The sequence below is a fragment of the Halosimplex pelagicum genome, assembly GCF_013415905.1.
GTDB lineage: Archaea > Halobacteriota > Halobacteria > Halobacteriales > Haloarculaceae > Halosimplex > Halosimplex pelagicum.
On the sequence record NZ_CP058909.1, the window covers coordinates 3,121,408 to 3,137,331 of the forward strand.

At 71.7% G+C, this 15,924-nt stretch carries 16 protein-coding genes; all 16 read left to right on the top strand.

What is annotated here, in order from left to right; all coding sequences use genetic code 11:
• Positions 1-100: 100 nt before the first annotated feature.
• The 16 genes from HZS54_RS15600 to HZS54_RS15675 all read left to right on the top strand — a co-directional run bounded on the left by HZS54_RS15600 (position 101) and on the right by HZS54_RS15675 (position 15,906).
• Entirely contained in the window at positions 101-757 is a 657-nt protein-coding gene (locus HZS54_RS15600) for a helix-turn-helix domain-containing protein (RefSeq protein WP_179918019.1), read from the top strand.
• Between the two features lie 92 nt (positions 758-849).
• Entirely contained in the window at positions 850-1,503 is a 654-nt protein-coding gene (locus HZS54_RS15605) for a helix-turn-helix domain-containing protein (RefSeq protein ID WP_179918020.1), read from the top strand.
• 238 nt (positions 1,504-1,741) lie between these two features.
• Entirely contained in the window at positions 1,742-2,365 is a 624-nt protein-coding gene (locus tag HZS54_RS15610) for a hypothetical protein (RefSeq protein ID WP_179918021.1), read from the top strand.
• An 82-nt stretch (positions 2,366-2,447) separates the two neighbouring features.
• Entirely contained in the window at positions 2,448-3,080 is a 633-nt protein-coding gene (locus tag HZS54_RS15615; RefSeq protein ID WP_179918022.1) for a QcrA and Rieske domain-containing protein, read from the top strand.
• Positions 3,080-4,669, top strand: coding sequence for a cytochrome b (locus tag HZS54_RS15620; protein WP_179918023.1), 1,590 nt, complete (start codon positions 3,080-3,082; stop codon positions 4,667-4,669). Before HZS54_RS15615 ends, HZS54_RS15620 begins: the two co-directional genes overlap by 1 nt.
• Positions 4,666-4,845 carry a DUF8120 family protein gene (locus HZS54_RS15625; RefSeq protein ID WP_179918024.1) on the top strand — a complete coding sequence of 60 codons (180 nt, stop codon included), beginning with the start codon at positions 4,666-4,668 and terminating at the stop codon, positions 4,843-4,845. The genes HZS54_RS15620 and HZS54_RS15625 overlap by 4 nt, the downstream gene beginning before the upstream one ends.
• Complete coding sequence (gene narG, locus HZS54_RS15630; protein ID WP_179918025.1) at positions 4,842-7,943, top strand: nitrate reductase subunit alpha; 3,102 nt, start codon at positions 4,842-4,844, stop codon at positions 7,941-7,943. Before HZS54_RS15625 ends, narG begins: the two co-directional genes overlap by 4 nt.
• The gene (gene narH / locus HZS54_RS15635; RefSeq protein WP_179918026.1) at positions 7,940-9,013 is read left to right on the top strand and encodes a nitrate reductase subunit beta; all 1,074 of its coding nucleotides are present in this window, start codon (positions 7,940-7,942) and stop codon (positions 9,011-9,013) included. The genes narG and narH overlap by 4 nt, the downstream gene beginning before the upstream one ends.
• Complete coding sequence (locus tag HZS54_RS15640; RefSeq protein ID WP_179918027.1) at positions 9,006-9,842, top strand: ethylbenzene dehydrogenase-related protein; 837 nt, start codon at positions 9,006-9,008, stop codon at positions 9,840-9,842. Before narH ends, HZS54_RS15640 begins: the two co-directional genes overlap by 8 nt.
• Positions 9,839-10,603, top strand: coding sequence for a molecular chaperone TorD family protein (locus tag HZS54_RS15645; protein ID WP_179918028.1), 765 nt, complete (start codon positions 9,839-9,841; stop codon positions 10,601-10,603). The genes HZS54_RS15640 and HZS54_RS15645 overlap by 4 nt, the downstream gene beginning before the upstream one ends.
• Positions 10,600-11,583 carry a DUF8068 family protein gene (locus tag HZS54_RS15650; protein WP_179918029.1) on the top strand — a complete coding sequence of 328 codons (984 nt, stop codon included), beginning with the start codon at positions 10,600-10,602 and terminating at the stop codon, positions 11,581-11,583. The genes HZS54_RS15645 and HZS54_RS15650 overlap by 4 nt, the downstream gene beginning before the upstream one ends.
• Positions 11,576-12,415 (top strand): HEAT repeat domain-containing protein, encoded by an 840-nt coding sequence (locus HZS54_RS15655; RefSeq protein ID WP_179918030.1) that lies wholly within the window; start codon positions 11,576-11,578, stop codon positions 12,413-12,415. The genes HZS54_RS15650 and HZS54_RS15655 overlap by 8 nt, the downstream gene beginning before the upstream one ends.
• Before the next feature lie 33 nt (positions 12,416-12,448).
• Positions 12,449-13,771 (top strand): P-loop NTPase, encoded by a 1,323-nt coding sequence (locus HZS54_RS15660; protein ID WP_246391666.1) that lies wholly within the window; start codon positions 12,449-12,451, stop codon positions 13,769-13,771.
• Positions 13,772-13,897: 126 nt separating this feature from the next.
• A complete protein-coding gene (locus HZS54_RS15665; RefSeq protein ID WP_179918031.1) occupies positions 13,898-14,134 on the top strand; it encodes a DUF7511 domain-containing protein in 237 nt (78 codons plus the stop codon).
• A 122-nt stretch (positions 14,135-14,256) separates the two neighbouring features.
• Complete coding sequence (locus HZS54_RS15670) at positions 14,257-15,450, top strand: molybdopterin molybdotransferase MoeA (protein WP_179918032.1); 1,194 nt, start codon at positions 14,257-14,259, stop codon at positions 15,448-15,450.
• 138 nt (positions 15,451-15,588) lie between these two features.
• Complete coding sequence (locus HZS54_RS15675) at positions 15,589-15,906, top strand: HalOD1 output domain-containing protein (protein WP_179918033.1); 318 nt, start codon at positions 15,589-15,591, stop codon at positions 15,904-15,906.
• Positions 15,907-15,924: the final 18 nt, after the last annotated feature.

Here is a 15,924-nt window from a genome sequence, read left to right on the forward strand (position 1 = left end):
TCGCCACCCACGACACTGTGGCCGATTATGTGACCGGGGCGAGAGCCGAACATGTTTGTTCGCAGTCACGCTTATGTGGCCGGCACTCCGACGGATTGCCATGTCGACCGAGGGGCTCCGGGTCGAGATGCGCGTCACCGATCCGGGTCACTGCACGCCCGCTCGCGCGGCTCGGACGGCGGGGGCGCGCGTCGACGCCGTCTCGCGAACCGTCGACGACGGGCGGCTCGTCCAGGAGTTCACCCTCCGCGGCGACGCCGAGGAGATCCGCGAGTGCGCGGCGCCGGCCGAGGACCTCGAAGCCGTCTTCGAGTGGGAGGAGGGCGTCCGCTACCGCGAGCGCGGCGTCGACGAGTCGGCCTGCGTCTGCGGCGTCCTCTCCGACTTCGGCTACCCGCTCGACGAGATCTCCGCCACGGACGACGGGCTCAGGCTCTCCTTCTACACTCCCGACGCCGACCGGCTGGAGGAGGTCGTCGAGGTGCTGCGCTCGCGGTTCGGCGGGGTCGCCGTCGTCGGCCTCGAACGCGACTGCGACCTGACCGACCACGACCCCGTGGCCGTCGACCGGGCCGAACTGACCGACCGCCAGCGGGAGGTGCTGGAGACCGCCTTCGAGATGGGCTACTTCGAGACGCCCAAGCGCGCCAACGCCGGCGAGGTCGCCGAGGAGCTCGACGTGGCGCTGTCGACCGCCTGCGAACACCTCGCGACCGCCCAGCGGACCGTCCTCTCGATGGTCCTCGATTCGGAGTGACGGCATAAGTCAGCCGAACCGGTTCGCCCGGGGTTCCCGGACACTGAGAGCGCCGAACGGGGTTCTTTTGGGGAGCGTACTACCCGCCGAACATGGGAGTCGAATCGACAGGTGGCATCCAGGTCAGGCTAGCGGTCGAGGCGGCCGAGGCCTGCCCGGTGGCGGCGTCGACCGGCGGTGACACGATCGCCCGGTCGGCCACGTGGAGCACGGCCGGGGAGGGCGAGGTCGTCGAGGAGTTCGACCTCGTGGGCGAGGCCGACGAGGCGGACCTCCCGGAGGACGCCTCGGTCGTCTTCGAGACCGACCGCTCGGAACGGGTGCGGTTCACCCGCGAGGGCGGCGACTGCATCTGCGAGGCCGTCGAGCGGCTGGGCGCGCCCGTCACGGACGTGAGCGCCTCGCGGGGCACGCTCCGGCTGAGCTTCCACGCGACGGACGTGGAGACCGTCCGGTCCGCCGTCGACGACCTCGACGCCGCCTACGGCTCGGTCCGAATCGACCGGCTGGCCCGCACCGGCGACGGCGAGGCCGACGACATGGTCCTCGTCGACCGGGGGCGGCTCACCGACCGCCAGCAGGAGGTGCTGGAGACGGCGATGGAGATGGGCTACTTCGAGCGGCCCCGCTCGGCCAACGCGACCGAGGTCGCCGAACGGCTGGACATCTCCCCCTCCACGTTCGCCGAACACCTCGCGTCGGCCCAGTCGAAGGTGCTCGACTCGCTGCTGGAGGGGTCGGCGTGACCGACCGCTCACAGTCGTGCGGGGCCCTCTCACGATACCGCCGCTGTCGGGCGGTTTCAGGCCGGGGTACAAGTACGGCCAAAATATTCGGGGTACACCGCTATCCGCGACGGCGGTACATATCCGGTGTGATGTCTCGTCTGCCGACCGACCGACCGAGGCCGGGGCGTCCGGGGGGTTCGGGCGCCCGCGGCGCGGCGACGCGGGGCACCGACCGACGGGAGGGGACGGGCGACCGATGAGGCGCAACGGCTACCTGATCGTCCTGCTGGTCGTGATGACCCTGTTGCCGATGTGGTACGTCGGGCTGCACGGCGAGCCGCCGAGCGAGGAGATCGCCATCGACCAGAGCGTCTCGGAGCTGCGGCCGCTCGACGGCTTCCTCGACACGCCGAACAAGCTCTCGCCGAGCCAGGTCGGCGTCATCGTCTGGGTGGCGCTGCTGGCGCTGGTCGCCGTCCTCTCGGCCGCCCACCGCTTCATGAACCGCGCCGTCAGACCGGACGAACCGGCGGCCGCGAACGCCGCGGGCGCCGACGACACGGCCGTGGCCGACGGCGGCCGCGACGCCCGGAGCGACGGGGGCACCGTCGGCTTCCCGTGGCTCTCGACCGAGGACCGCTGGGTCGTCGAGTACCACGACGCGAGCGGGGCCATCGAGGGGCTGGTCGTGATGGGCGGGCTGACCGTCATCGCGATCGTCTTCGCGGCGCTGTTCACCGGCGAGTACCTGACGCTGGCGCGCACGCAGTACTTCGGCGTCTACGCCGCCGGGATGTTCCTCTCGCTGGCCGGCTCGACGGTCGCCTACTACGCGTGGTTCATGCCCCACGTCGAAGTCGCCGAACGGAGGGACCACTGATGGACACGACCACGACGGACGCTCGACCGACCGCACCGACCGACGGACCGACCGCGCGGCGCACGCGCGACGGGGGACACCGATGAGCGACGACTGTGACACCTGCGACGGCTGCTGCGGCGACGAGGAACCGACCCGTCCGAGCATCTACACCGACGCCCGCGCCGAGATGGAGCGCCGGGACTACGCGAAGGTGCTGGCGACCGTCGGCGGACTCACCGCCGTCGGCAGCCTCGCGGCGCCGCTGATGGGGCTGACCCGCGTCTTCGAACGGGGGTACTCCGGCCCGGTCTACTCCGACGGCGTCGCGCTGGTCGACGGCGAGGGCGAGCGCGTCACCGAGGACACGCTCGCGGAGGGCGAACAGCTCACCGTCTTCCCCGAGCCGCGGCCGGGCATCGCCGACGCGCCGACGCTACTGGTCCGCTACCCCGAGGACGCCTACGGCGGCGAGACGAGCATGGAGTCGACCGTCGGCGGCTACGCCGCCTACTCGAAGGTCTGCACGCACGCGGGCTGTATGGTCTCGGACACGGAGGGCGAGACGCTGGTCTGCCCGTGTCACTTCGGGAAGTTCGACCCCACCAGCGGCGCCTCGGTCGTCGGCGGGCCGCCGCCGCGGGCGCTCCCGCAACTGCCGCTCACCCTCTCCTCGGACGGTTACCTCGTCGCCACCGGGGACTTCGAAGGGCCGGTCGGCCCGGGGGGTGAGTGATGGCGACCAGCGACGACGGCGACGGGACCGGCCGGCTCGGCCGCGCCTACGACTGGGTCGACGCCCGCCTCGACCTCGATTCGGACAGGGATATCCTCGGCAAGGCGTTCCCCGCCGAGGACTCCTTCCTGCTCGGTGAGGTCGCCCTGTTCTGCTTCCTCGTGCTCGTGCTGACGGGGATGTTCCTCGGCTTTTTCTTCGAGCCGAGCACCAGCGACGTGACCTACGAGGGGAGCGTCGAGCGCTTCCAGGGCGAGGAGGTGCCCGAGGCGTTCGCGAGCGTCCTGAACATCACCTACGACGTGCCGTTCGGGATGCTCCTGCGCCGGATGCACCACTGGGCCGCCCACCTGTTCATCGCCTCGATGGCGCTGCACATGCTCAGAGTCTTCTTCACCGGCGCCTACCGCAACCCGCGCGAGCCCAACTGGCTCGTCGGGACGGGGCTGGCCGGGCTGTCGATGGGGGCCGCCTACACCGGCTACGCGCTCCCGTTCGACGAGTTCGCCAGCACGGCGACCGGCATCGGCTACAACCTCGCCAAGTCGATCCCGCTGGTCGGCGGCGCGCTCTCGAAGCTCGTCTTCGGCGGATCGTTCCCGTCGTCTGCCACCATTCCCAGGTTCTACTTCCTGCACGTCCTCGTGATACCGCTGGCCATCGCGGGGCTGATCGGCGTCCACATGCTGATCCTGATGCGGCAGAAGCACACCGAGGCCGAGCGCGAGGACGACGTGCCCGGACCGGCGCCGCCGGCCGAAGGTCCGGCGGCGAGCGGCGGGACGGCGGCGGCCGACGGCGGGGACGGCGTTGCGACCGGCGGCGCCGGTGGCGGGACCGCCGCCGGGAGCGACGCCGCCACCGACGGCGGCGTCGCCGGGGCCGTTCGCACGAAGGTGGCCGGCGCCGTCGACCGCGACGACGACAGCGTCATCGTCGGCCTGCCCGCCTTCCCGAACCAGGCGGCGGTGAGCGCGGTCGTCTTCTTCCTCACGCTGGCGACGCTGTCGCTGCTGGCCGGGTTCCTCCCGGTCCACAACGTCGCCGAGTACGGCCCCAACGACCCCGCGGGCACGCCCGCGCTCATCATGCCCGACTGGTTCCTGATGTGGGTCTACGGCTTCCTGAAGTTGCTGCCGTCGTGGCTCGCGTTCCACGTCCCCCTCGTCGGCGAGGTCAACGCCGAGTTCGTCGGCGGCATCCTCATGCCGGGGCTCGTCTTCGGCGCCGTCGCCGCGTGGCCGTTCGTCGACTACTACCGCGACCCCGAGCACTTCGCGCTGAACCCGCTCGACCGGCCGAAACAGACCGCCGTCGGCGTCTTCGGCGTCACGTTCATCATGGTCGCCTCCATCGCGGGCATGAACAACATCGCCGCCGACGCGCTCGGTACCAGCACCGGCCCCGTCAACGCCGTCCTCTGGTGGGCGCTGCTGGGCTGGCCGACGCTCTGTGCCGCCATTACCTACGGCCTGCTGCGCGGCAACGACGAGGGCCCCGACGAGCCGGACGGCGACGGTTCGGACGCACCGAGCGACGGATCGGACCCGTCGAGCGACGACACTGCCGACACGGAGGGCGAGCGATGACCGCGGTCACCGTCACCGAGCGCTCCTATCGCTGGATCGACCGACTGAGCAAACTGCTGGGCGTCGCGCTGATAGCCGTCGGCCTCGACACCGGCGGCCACACGCCGGCGGGTATCGCGTTCGCCGCCGCCGGCGTCGCCTGCGGACTCGCGACTATCTTCGTCTCCAAACAATGACCGACCACTCGACCGACCGCGACCGAACCGACGACCCGCCGACCGACAGCACCGACAGCGAAGCGACCGACGGCGTCGCCGAGGGAACCGCCGACGGAGCCGCGACGGATGGGGGTTCCGACGTGGACGTGTCCCGCCGCGACTTCCTGAAGGGCGTCGGCGCGGCCGGCGTCGCCGGCGCGGGGGCCTCACAGACCGGGCTCGCGCAGGACTTCCTCCAGATGACCCGGCTCCAGGTCGTCAACGACCCCATCGGCGACTACCCCTACCGGGAGTGGGAGGACCTCTACCGCGAGGAGTGGGACTGGGACTCCAAACACCGGTCGACCCACTCGGTCAACTGCACCGGGTCGTGTTCGTGGAACGTCTACGTCAAGAACGGGCAGGTCTGGCGCGAGGAGCAGGCCGGCGACTACCCCAACTTCGACGAGAGCCTGCCCGACCCGAACCCGCGGGGCTGCCAGAAGGGCGCCTGTTACACCGACTACGTCAACGCCGACCAGCGCATCAAGTACCCGATGCGCCGCACCGGCGAGCGCGGCGAGGGCAAGTGGCAGCGCATCTCCTGGGACGAGGCGCTCACGGAGATCGCCGAGCACGTCGTCGACGAGGTGCAGGCCGGGCGCTACGACGCCATCTCCGGGTTCACGCCGATCCCGGCGATGAGTCCGGTCTCGTTCGCCAGCGGCTCCCGACTCGTCAACCTCCTCGGCGGCGTCAGTCACAGTTTCTACGACTGGTACTCGGACCTGCCGCCGGGCCAGCCGATCACCTGGGGAACCCAGACGGACAACGCCGAGAGCGCCGACTGGTACAACGCCGACTACATCATCGCCTGGGGGTCGAATATCAACGTCACCCGCATCCCGGACGCGAAGTTCTTCCTCGACGCCGCGTACAACGGGACCAAACGCGTCGGCGTCTTCACCGACTACTCCCAGACCGCCATCCACACCGACGAGTGGGTCTCCCCGGAGGGCGGCACCGACACCGCGCTGGCGCTCGGAATGGCCCAGACCATCGTCGACGAGGGGCTGTACGACGAGGAACACCTGAAAGAGCAGACCGACATGCCGCTGCTCGTCCGCGAGGACACCGGGAAGTTCCTCCGCGCGAGCGAGGTCCCCGGCGTCGGCGAGAACGTCGACCGCCCGGAGAAGACGTTCGTGATGGTCGATTCCGACGGGAGCCTGCGGATGGCGCCCGGATCGCTGGGGGACCGCGACGGCCAGAACGACCCCGAGTCGTCGATCGAACTCGACTTCGACCCCCGGCTCTCCGTCGAGCGCGAAGTCGACCTCGCCGACGACGCCGACAGCGTCGCCGTGCGCTCCGTGTGGGACAACCTCCGGGACGAACTCGCCGAGTACACGCCGGAGTTCGTCGCCGAGGAGACGACCGTCGGCGAGGAGACCTACCAGCGGGTCGCCCGGGAGTTCGCCGAGGCCGACAAGGCCAAGATCATCCACGGCAAGGGCGTCAACGACTGGTATCACAACGACCTCGGCAACCGCGCGATCCAGCTCTTGGTCACCCTTACGGGTAACCTCGGCGAGCAGGGTACCGGCCTTGACCACTACGTCGGCCAGGAGAAGATCTGGACGTACGAGGGGTGGCAGACCCTCTCGTTCCCGACCGGCTCGGTCCGCGGCGTCCCGACGACGCTGTGGACCTACTTCCACGCGGGCATCCTCGACAACACCGACGACGACACCGCGGCGAAGATCCGCGAGTCCATCGAGAAGGACTGGATGCCGGTCTACCCCTCCGAGCGCGAGGACGGCTCCCGGCCGGACCCCTCGACGATGTTCGTCTGGCGGGGCAACTACTTCAACCAGGCCAAGGGGAACATCGCCGTCGAGGAGGAGCTGTGGCCCAAGCTCGACCTCGTGGTGGACATCAACTTCCGGATGGACTCGACGGCCCTCTATTCGGACATCGTCCTCCCCGCGGCGAGCCACTACGAGAAGTACGACCTCTCGATGACGGACATGCACAGCTACGTCCACCCGTTCACGCCCGCGGTCGAGCCGCTGGGCGAGGCGAAGACCGACTGGCAGATCTTCCGCGACCTCGCGGAGAAGATCCAGGAGGTCGCCACCGAGCGCGGCGTCGAACCGATAGAGGACCGCTCGTTCGACCGCGAGATCGACCTGCAGTCGGTGTACGACGACTACGTGCGCGACTGGGAGAGCGGCGAGGCGGGCGCGCTCGCCGAGGACCGCGCCGCCTGCGAGTACATCCTCGAACACTCCGAGGAGTCCAACCCCGAGGGGACCGACGAGCAGATCACGCTCGACGACACGATCGACCAGCCCCAGCGGCTGCTCGAAGCGGGTGACCACTGGACCTCCGACATCGAGGACGGGGAGGCGTACACCCCCTGGCAGAACTACGTGCAGGACAAGGAGCCGTGGCCCACCTTCACGGGGCGCCAGCAGTACTACGTCGACCACGACTGGTTCCTCGAACTCGGCGAGGAGCTCCCCACCCACAAGGAAGGGCCCGCGAACACCGGCGGGAGCTACCCGCTGTCGTACAGCACGCCCCACGGCCGGTGGTCGATCCACTCGACGTGGCGCGACAACGAGACGATGCTCGAGCTCCAGCGCGGCGAACCGGTCGTCCACATCAACCCCGAGGACGCCGCCGAGCGGGGCATCGAGGACGGCGACACGGTCGAGGTGTTCAACGACCTGGACAGCGTGGAGGTGCAGGCGAAGATCTACCCCTCCAGCGAACCGGGGACGATCCGCCACTACTTCGCCTGGGAGCGGTTCCAGTACCCCGACCGGAACAACTTCAACTCGCTCGTCCCGATGTACATGAAGCCGACCCAGCTGGTGCAGTACCCTGAGGACACCGGCGAACACCTCTACTTCTTCCCCAACTACTGGGGCCCGACGGGGGTCAACTCGGACGTGCGCGTCGACGTGCGCCCCGCCGACCAGGGGGCCGACGACGCGGAGAGCGAATCGAGCGGCGAGAGCGAGGACACGGCGGCCGACCTGCGGTTGGCCGACGGGGGCGCCCCGCCGGGGGACGGACCGGTCGACGACGGTGGCCCCGCCGCCGACGCGGGAGGTGACGACGCGTGAGCACCGACGACGCCCAGAGCGACGACACGAACATCGACATCGCGGACGGGGTCGACCACCAGGTCGCGATGGTGATGGACCTCAACAAGTGCATCGGCTGCCAGACCTGTACGGTCGCGTGCAAGACCCTCTGGACGGAGGGCGGCGGCCGCGACTACATGTACTGGAACAACGTCGAGACCAAGCCCGGCGAGGGCTACCCGAAGGGGTGGGAGGATTCGGGCGGCGGCTGGCAGTCCGACGAACACGGCGAGCGCCAGCCCGGCGAGATTCCCGAGAAGGAACGCTACGGCGGCGACTGGGAGTTCAACCACTCGGAGATCATGTACGACGGCAGCGACGAGCCGCTGCGCCCGCAGAACGTCGACCCCGAGTGGGGCCCCAACTGGGACGAGGACCAGGGCGCCGGCGAGTACCCCAACAGCTACTACTTCTACCTCCCGCGGATCTGCAACCACTGCACCCACCCCTCCTGCGTCGAGGCCTGCCCCCGCAAGGCGCTGTACAAGCGCGAGGAGGACGGCATCGTCCTCGTCGACCAGGAGCGCTGTCGGGGCTACCGCTACTGCGTCGAGGGCTGTCCCTACAAGAAGGTGTACTACAACGCCGCCAAGAAGAAATCGGAGAAGTGCATCTTCTGCTACCCGCGCATCGAGGGCGAGGGGCCGGACGACGAGGTCCACGCGACCGCCTGCGCCGAGGAGTGCCCGCCCCAGCTGCGGCTGGTGGGCTACCTCGACGACGAGGACGGCCCCATCTACAAGCTCGTCGAGGAGTACGAGGTGGCGCTGCCGCTCCATCCGGAGTTCGAGACGGTGCCGAACGTCTACTACATCCCGCCCTACGCCCCGCCACAGCACTCGGAAGACGGCGAGAGCATCGAGGGCGTCGACCGCATTCCCCGCGACTACCTCGAAGAGCTGTTCGGTGACCGCGTCAACCAGGCTCTCGATACGATCGAGCGCCACCGCGACCGGGTGCGTCGCGGCGAGGACAGCGAACTGATGGAGATGCTCCAGGACAAGAACCCCGCACAGCAGTACCGGCTGGGGGTGTTCGACGATGACTGAGGGCCGCGAGCGGAGCGGCTCGGGCGACTCCTGGCTCGGCGTCGCCGCGCTGGTCGTCCTCGCGGTCGTCGGCGCGGCGCTCGTCCCGACGCTGACGAGCGCGCGGCCGGCCAACGAGGTGCCCGTCGGCGACGTGGGCGCGAACGCGACGGACCCGACCGCCGAGTCGTGGACCGCGGTGCCGAGCGTGGAACTCGCGCTGGCGAGCGCGCCGAGCGGGCTGCCCCAGGCGAGCAACGTCTCGACCACGCACGCGAAGGTCCGCGCTGCGACCAACGACTCGCACGTGTTCGTCCGGGTCTCCTGGCCGGACGCGACGGCCGACCGCAACGCCTCCGACTTGCGGGCGTTCGCCGACGCCGTCGCCGTCCAGCTGCCCGAGAACGAGAGCGCCCGCCCGCCCATCGCGATGGGCGGCACGAGCAACCGGGTGAACGTCTGGTACTGGGCCGGTGGGTCGACCGAGGAGCTGCTCGCCGGCGGTGCCGGGACGACCACGTCGTTCGAGCAGTCGGCCGTCGACGCCGAGGCGGTCCACGAGGACGGCGAGTGGCACGTCGCGTTCACCCGCGAGGCCGAGATGGCGGGCAACCGAACTGACCTCTCGGGCGAGCGGGACGTGGACGTGGCGGTCGCGGTGTGGAACGGCTCCTACGACGAGCGGGCCGGCCGCAAGGCCGTCAGCGAGTGGCAGTACCTCGCGATGGGACCGGGCCCGCAGGGGCCGCCCTACGAGACGATCCTCTGGACGGTCGCCGGGCTCGCGGTCCTGTTCGTGGCCGTCGTGACCATCGAGGGCGTCCGTCGAACGCGGGGTGAGCCGGCGTGAGCGACGCCGAACCGGTCGACGACGCGCCGGACGGGGACCGCCCGACCGGCGGCGAGGACGCCCCCGAGCGCGACCGCCGAGCCGTCGGTGACGAACCGCCGACGGACGCCGACCGCGACGCCGCGGCCCGTGGCGGGCTGTACGCGCTGGCCGCCCGGGCGATGACGGAACCCGACGAACAGCTCCACGAGGCGCTGGCCTCGGGCGCGCTCGACCGGGAGTGTCGGCGGCTGCTCGACCGGACGAGTCTCGACGTCGAGCCGCCGGACCTGACCACCGACGACGACCGCGAGACCGTCTGCGCCCGGTTCAACGACCTGTTCGTGCTCGGCCAGACCACCGTCGAGGACCGCACCGACGGCACCATCGACGCCGAGGGGCCGGACGTGTCGCTGTACGAATCGGGCTACCGGCCGGAGGCGTCGTGGAACGACGTGAACCTCGACCTGGCCCGGGCCTACGACTACTTCGGCGTCGAGGTCGACACCGACCGGCGGGAGAACCACGACCACTACCGGCTGGAACTGGAGTTCGCCGGCTACCTCTGTCGGCGCGAGGCGGCGGTCGACCCCGACGCCGCCCGCGCGCGGCTGGACTTCCTCGACCGCCACCTCGCGGTCCTCTCGGAGGGGGTCGACGACGCGCTCGACGGCGAACCCGGGACCGGATACTACGGGGAACTCGCCGCCTTCTGCCGGCGGCTGGTCGCCGCCGACACCGACGACCTGGCCGACCGGCTGGAAGGGGAGGGCGACCCGTGAGCCGGCCGACCGCGAACGCCGGCGACTCGGCCGCCGGCTCCGGGGACCAAACTGCCTTGTCCGCCGCCCGCGAGCGTCTCGGCGGCGGTCTCCCCGGATCGCCGGCGACGCTTCTCGGTGCCGTCGCGCTCGTCCCGACCGCCGGCGTGCTGAGCCTGCGACTCCTGCGGAACGCGCCCGGCGGCCTCCCGCCGGTCGGCCGCGCGGTGATGCCGGCAGTGTCGGCGCTGGCTGCGGTCGTCCCGGCGCTCGCGGCGCTCGGGCTGGCGGTCGACGCTGACCGCCGCGCCGGGCGAGTGGCGCTCGCGGCCGTGGGCGTTTTCGGGCTCGTCGGCGCCGCCGACGGCGCGGCGTGGCTCCCGGCGGCCGCCGCCGTCCTCGTCGGGACCGGCGCCGCGCTCGTCGTCGAACTCGCCGAGCGAGCGCACGCCCGCGTCGGCGCGGTCGACTCGCTCCGGGCGGCGCTCGCGCCGGTCGCCCGTCCGGGGGCCGTCGCGGCGCTGGGCGCCCTCGCGCTCGCGTGGTCGCTGGCGGCCTCCGCGGGGATCGGAACGACGACGCTCCGGCCGGCGGGAGCCGCCGTCGCCTTCGCGACGCTGGCCGCGCTCCCGCTGGCCCGCCGGCTCGACGGGGCCGTGGACCTCGGGCTGTGGGCGGTCGCCGCGTTCGCGGTGGTCGTCCTCGCGGCGGCCGCACCGTTCGTCGCCGGTGCGGTCGTCCTCGTTGCGTTCGGCGCGGGGACGGTCCCGCTCGCCCTGCTCGCGCTGGGGATCGGGGGGTGTGTCGCGACGGTCGTCGCCGACGCCCGCCGGCGGTCGTTCGGACCGGCTGTCGCCGCGGCGCTGTTGCTGACCGCGGGCGTCCCGGGGACGCTCCCCCGCGCCGTCGCGTTCGCGCTCGGGCTCGTCGTGCTGGTCCGCGAGTGGGCGCCCGCCGGCGCGGAAACCGGGGGTACCTCTGGGGGTGTCGCCGATGCGTGACCCCGAGGAGGCCACCGACGGGCCGACCGACCCGCGGGTCCACCCCGAACAGAGCCCCGGGTTCGACGTCGACCACGCCGGACTGGAGGACATCGAGGTGAGCCGCGAGGACGTGACGATCGGCGAGGCCACCCCCCGGGAACTCGCCGCGGCCGACACGTCGCTCATCGCCAGCGAGAGCGCGACGGAGAAGCTCGAACGGCTGGCGACCGGCGACGCGGTCGAGCGCCAGCGGGCGGCGCTCTCGCTCGCGGAGGAGGACCACGACCCCGCCATCGTCGAGGCACTGATCACCGCCGGAACGGGGGACGACGACGCGGACGTGCGCCAGTTCGCCGTCGAGGCGCTCGCGAAGCTCGGCGGCGAGCGCGCCGGGCCCGCTGCACTGGAGATCGCCGGGGACGACGACCCGTGGGTCCGCGCCGAGGCGGTCGTCGCGCTCGACCGCATCGACCGCGAGGCCTACGCCGACCGTATCGAGGAGGCACTGGACGCCGACCACCACGCGGTCCGGCGCAACGCGCTCGTCTCGGTGTTCAAACGCCGCGGCGAGGACGCGCTGGAACCGCTGCTCGACGCGGTCGACGACGAGAGCGAGCGGGTCCGCGAGTGGGCCGTCCACCTGCTGGCGGGCGTCGACGACGACCGCGCTCGCGAGGTCCTGCGGGCGGTCGCCGACGACGAGTCGGAGCCGCGGATCGTCCGCGGCACGGCCGCCCGCGCCCTGGAGGCCGACCCTGGCCGCTTCCGCCGGCAGTTCACCGGGGCCCTGGACCGCGGCGACACCACGCTCCCCGGAGAGGACCACCTGAATCGCCAGCCCGACCTCTGACCGACGGCCCGAGACACCGCTGTCCACCCCACAATGTCCGAACACACCGACCACGACGGACCGATCGACGACGCCGACGGTACCGAGCGGACGAACACCGACGAGACCACCGACGACCTGCAGGAGGAAGTCGAGGCCGCGCTCCGGCAGGTCCGGGACCCCGACGCGGGCAAGGACGTGTTCGAGGCCGGCCTGGTCTCCGACATCGCCGTCTCCGAGGGGGCGGTCACGGTCGTCGCGGACCTGACCGACTTCCGCCCGCAGGAGGGCGAGCAGGTCACCAGCGCCATGCTCCGGGCGGTCTCGGAGGTGCCCGGCGTCGAACACGCCCACATCGAGCGCGAGACCGGGGCCAGCGCCGACGAGGACCGCTCGACCGGCCTCGCCGACGTGGACCGGGTGATCGCCGTCGCCAGCGCGAAGGGCGGCGTCGGCAAGACGACGGTGGCGACCCATATCGCCTGCGCGATGGCCGGCGCGGACCGCGACGTGGGCCTGTTCGACGCCGACATCCACGGACCGAACGTCCCCGAGGTGCTGGAGGTGTCGGGCCCGGTCTACTCCGACGACGACGGCAACCCGCTCCCCGTCGAGGCCGGCGAGCTGGACGTGATGAGCGTCGGGCTCATGGAGTCGGGCGCGCCGCTGGCCTGGCGGGGCGCGATGGCCCACGACGCCCTCTCGGAGCTGTTCGAGGACACCGCCTGGGGCGACCTCGATACCCTCGTGGTCGACCTCCCGCCGGGGACCGGCGACGTGGTGCTGACCACGCTACAGGAGGTCCACCTCGACGGCGTCGTCTTCGTCACCACCCCCTTCCACGCGGCCGTGACCGACACCGCCCGCTCGCTCGATCTGTTCGAGGAGAACGACGTGCCCGTGCTGGGCGTCGCCGTCAACATGGCCGGGTTCACCTGTCCGAGCTGCGGCGACGAGCACGACCTGTTCGAACACGGCGAGCCGCTGGACGGGCTCGACGCCCCGGTCCTCGCCGAGCTGGAGTTCGATCCGAGCGTTCAGGCGACTCCCCGACCCGGAGAGCTGCCCGAGCAGATGCAACGACTCGGCGAGGACGCCCGCGAGCGGTGCGAGGACGTGTGGGCGGTCGACGCGCCCGACGACGCGGTCGACCTGCGGGGCGTCGACGCCGACGGCCGCCACGACCGCGTCCGCGAGGGGTTCGACGCCACCGAGCGCGGCGAGGCGTTCGTTCTCGTCTCCGACCGGGACCCGGCGCCGGTGCGCTCGTTTATCGCCTCGCTGTCGGCTGAGGCCGACGGCCCCGGCGACCTCGACCCCTTCGAGGTCGAACGGCTGAACCCCGAGACGTGGGTGCTGCGGACGGTCCGGCCGTAGACGGGACGATACGGGTACGTTCTCGCCCGGTCTGATCGCGTCGGCTCCCGCCGGCTACGTTGGCCTATTGTGAATTCATAGCAGCTCTCTTGTGAGCTAGCTGTCTCCCTTCGAGTGAGCAACACGATGTCGGGACGAACCCGGTCAGAGGACGACGCCGTCTCCGAGCCCCGAGCCCCGTCGATCGACCCCGGCCAGCCCGGCCGGTCGGACCCGCCGACGCTGGAACTCGCGCTCGTCAAGTACGCCGACCGGCCCGACCGGTGTACGATCCACCCGCCCGACGCGACGGGGGTCGAGCGCATGTCGACGTGGATCTCCGTCGACCGGGACCTCGTGGTCGACGCCGAGTCGATGCGGTGACCCGCTCGGCCGCGGAGCGACGGCGAGCGGTCGGCGGCGATTTCCGGGCGAGGAGCCGCCGGCGGCGACCGGCGGCTCGCGGTCCCGGACCCCTTTAGGCCCCCGGCGCCGAACCGCCGCCAATGGGACACGAGGGCTTCACGGAGGTGACGCGGCTGGCCGCCGCGCGCGAACAGCTGCTGTCGGTCGTCGGCCCGCCGGCGAGCGCCGAGTCGGTCCCCGTCGCCGACGCCGACGGGCGGACCGTCGCCGACGCGGTCGCCGCGACCCGGGCGGTTCCGGGGTTCGACCGCGCGGCGATGGACGGCTACGCCGTCCGCGCGACCGACACGCACGACGCCGGCGACCGCTCGCCGGTCGCCCTCGACGAGACCGACGGCGACGTTGGGCCCGGTCGCGCGCGCTACGTCCACACGGGCAGTCCGATGCCCGACGGCGCCGACGCCGTCGTCAAAGTGGAGGAGACCGAGTCGCGAGGGGACCGCGTCGAGGTGTTCGCCGCGGTCCCGCCGGGCGAGAACGTCGCGCCCGCCGGCGAGGACGTGGCGGCGGGCGACCGCCTGTTCGAGGCCGGCCGCCGGCTGCGCCCCTCCGATCTGGGACTGCTGAAGGCCGGCGGCCACCGCTCGGTGGCCGTCCGCGAGCGACCGACGGTGAGCGTGATACCGACCGGCGAGGAGCTCGTCGACTTCGACCCCGGCTACGGCGAGACGACCGAGACCAACGGACTGACCGTCTCGCGGCTGGTCGAGCGCTGGGGCGGAGCGGCCGCCTACCGCGATATCGTCGGCGACGACGAGGGCGCGCTACGCGAGGCGGTCGAGCGCGACACCGACCACGATATCGTCGTCACTACCGGCGGCTCCTCGGTGGGCGAACGGGACCTCATCGCGGACGTGGTGGCCGACCTGGGCGAGGTGCTCGGCCACGGCGTCGCGCTCGAACCCGGCCACCCGGTCGGCTACGGCGTCGTCGACGACACGCCGGTGCTGACGCTGCCCGGATATCCGGTCTCCTGTCTCGTGACCGCCGTGCAACTGCTGCGCCCCGCGGTCGCGAAGGCGGGCGGGTTCGACCCGGAGCCGTTCCCCGAGTTCGCGGCGACGCTCGACCGCAAGATCGCGAGCGAGGTCGGCGTGCGCTCGTTCGTCCGCGTGCGCGAGACCGGCGACGGGGGCGTCGAGCCGGTGCGGGGCGGCGCGGGCGTGCTCTCCTCGGTCGCCGCGGCGGACGGCTGGGTCGTCGTCCCCGAGAGCCTCGAAGGCGTCGCCGCCGGCGAGTCGGTCACCGTCCAGCGGTGGGAGTCACACGGGTGACCCTCCGCCGGGACGTCCAGACCGACCGGTGACCGCGCCGCGGCCGGCGGGGTTTCGGCGGGGCGACCCTCGAACTGTAGGGACCGGAGTTTAACGGTTCCCGCCGCTGGTGTAACCGACGACAACCAGCTATCGATAATGTTCCGGACCGACAAACCACTCGACGCCGACCGGATCGAGACGACGACCGACCTCGGGCGGACGGGCGACGTGACGGACATCCTCCTGGACGTGGTCCGGGCCGTCGCGGCGGAGACGGACCGCGGCCCCCTCGAAATGGAACCTGTGTACGACGCTCTCGACCCCGATACGATCGCGCGGCTCGCCGACCGTCGCCGCGGAGCCGACTCGACCGCCGCGGACCCGCCAGTCCGACTCCGATACGGGTCCTGCGACGTGACCGTCGCAGCTGACGGCAGCGTGAGCGCGTCGCTCCGGCGCGACGAAATGACCTGACGCGGACCCGGGGTCGCC

Coding starts and splice junctions, on each gene's coding strand:
- HZS54_RS15605 (WP_179918020.1), top strand. CDS start 850: ATGGGAGTCGAATCGACAGGTGGCATCCAGGTCAGGCTAGCGGTCGAG.
- HZS54_RS15665 (WP_179918031.1), top strand. CDS start 13,898: ATGTCGGGACGAACCCGGTCAGAGGACGACGCCGTCTCCGAGCCCCGA.
- HZS54_RS15610 (WP_179918021.1), top strand. CDS start 1,742: ATGAGGCGCAACGGCTACCTGATCGTCCTGCTGGTCGTGATGACCCTG.
- HZS54_RS15675 (WP_179918033.1), top strand. CDS start 15,589: ATGTTCCGGACCGACAAACCACTCGACGCCGACCGGATCGAGACGACG.
- HZS54_RS15615 (WP_179918022.1), top strand. CDS start 2,448: ATGAGCGACGACTGTGACACCTGCGACGGCTGCTGCGGCGACGAGGAA.
- HZS54_RS15620 (WP_179918023.1), top strand. CDS start 3,080: ATGGCGACCAGCGACGACGGCGACGGGACCGGCCGGCTCGGCCGCGCC.
- HZS54_RS15670 (WP_179918032.1), top strand. CDS start 14,257: ATGGGACACGAGGGCTTCACGGAGGTGACGCGGCTGGCCGCCGCGCGC.
- narG (WP_179918025.1), top strand. CDS start 4,842: ATGACCGACCACTCGACCGACCGCGACCGAACCGACGACCCGCCGACC.
- HZS54_RS15640 (WP_179918027.1), top strand. CDS start 9,006: ATGACTGAGGGCCGCGAGCGGAGCGGCTCGGGCGACTCCTGGCTCGGC.
- HZS54_RS15660 (WP_246391666.1), top strand. CDS start 12,449: ATGTCCGAACACACCGACCACGACGGACCGATCGACGACGCCGACGGT.
- HZS54_RS15625 (WP_179918024.1), top strand. CDS start 4,666: ATGACCGCGGTCACCGTCACCGAGCGCTCCTATCGCTGGATCGACCGA.
- HZS54_RS15600 (WP_179918019.1), top strand. CDS start 101: ATGTCGACCGAGGGGCTCCGGGTCGAGATGCGCGTCACCGATCCGGGT.
- HZS54_RS15655 (WP_179918030.1), top strand. CDS start 11,576: ATGCGTGACCCCGAGGAGGCCACCGACGGGCCGACCGACCCGCGGGTC.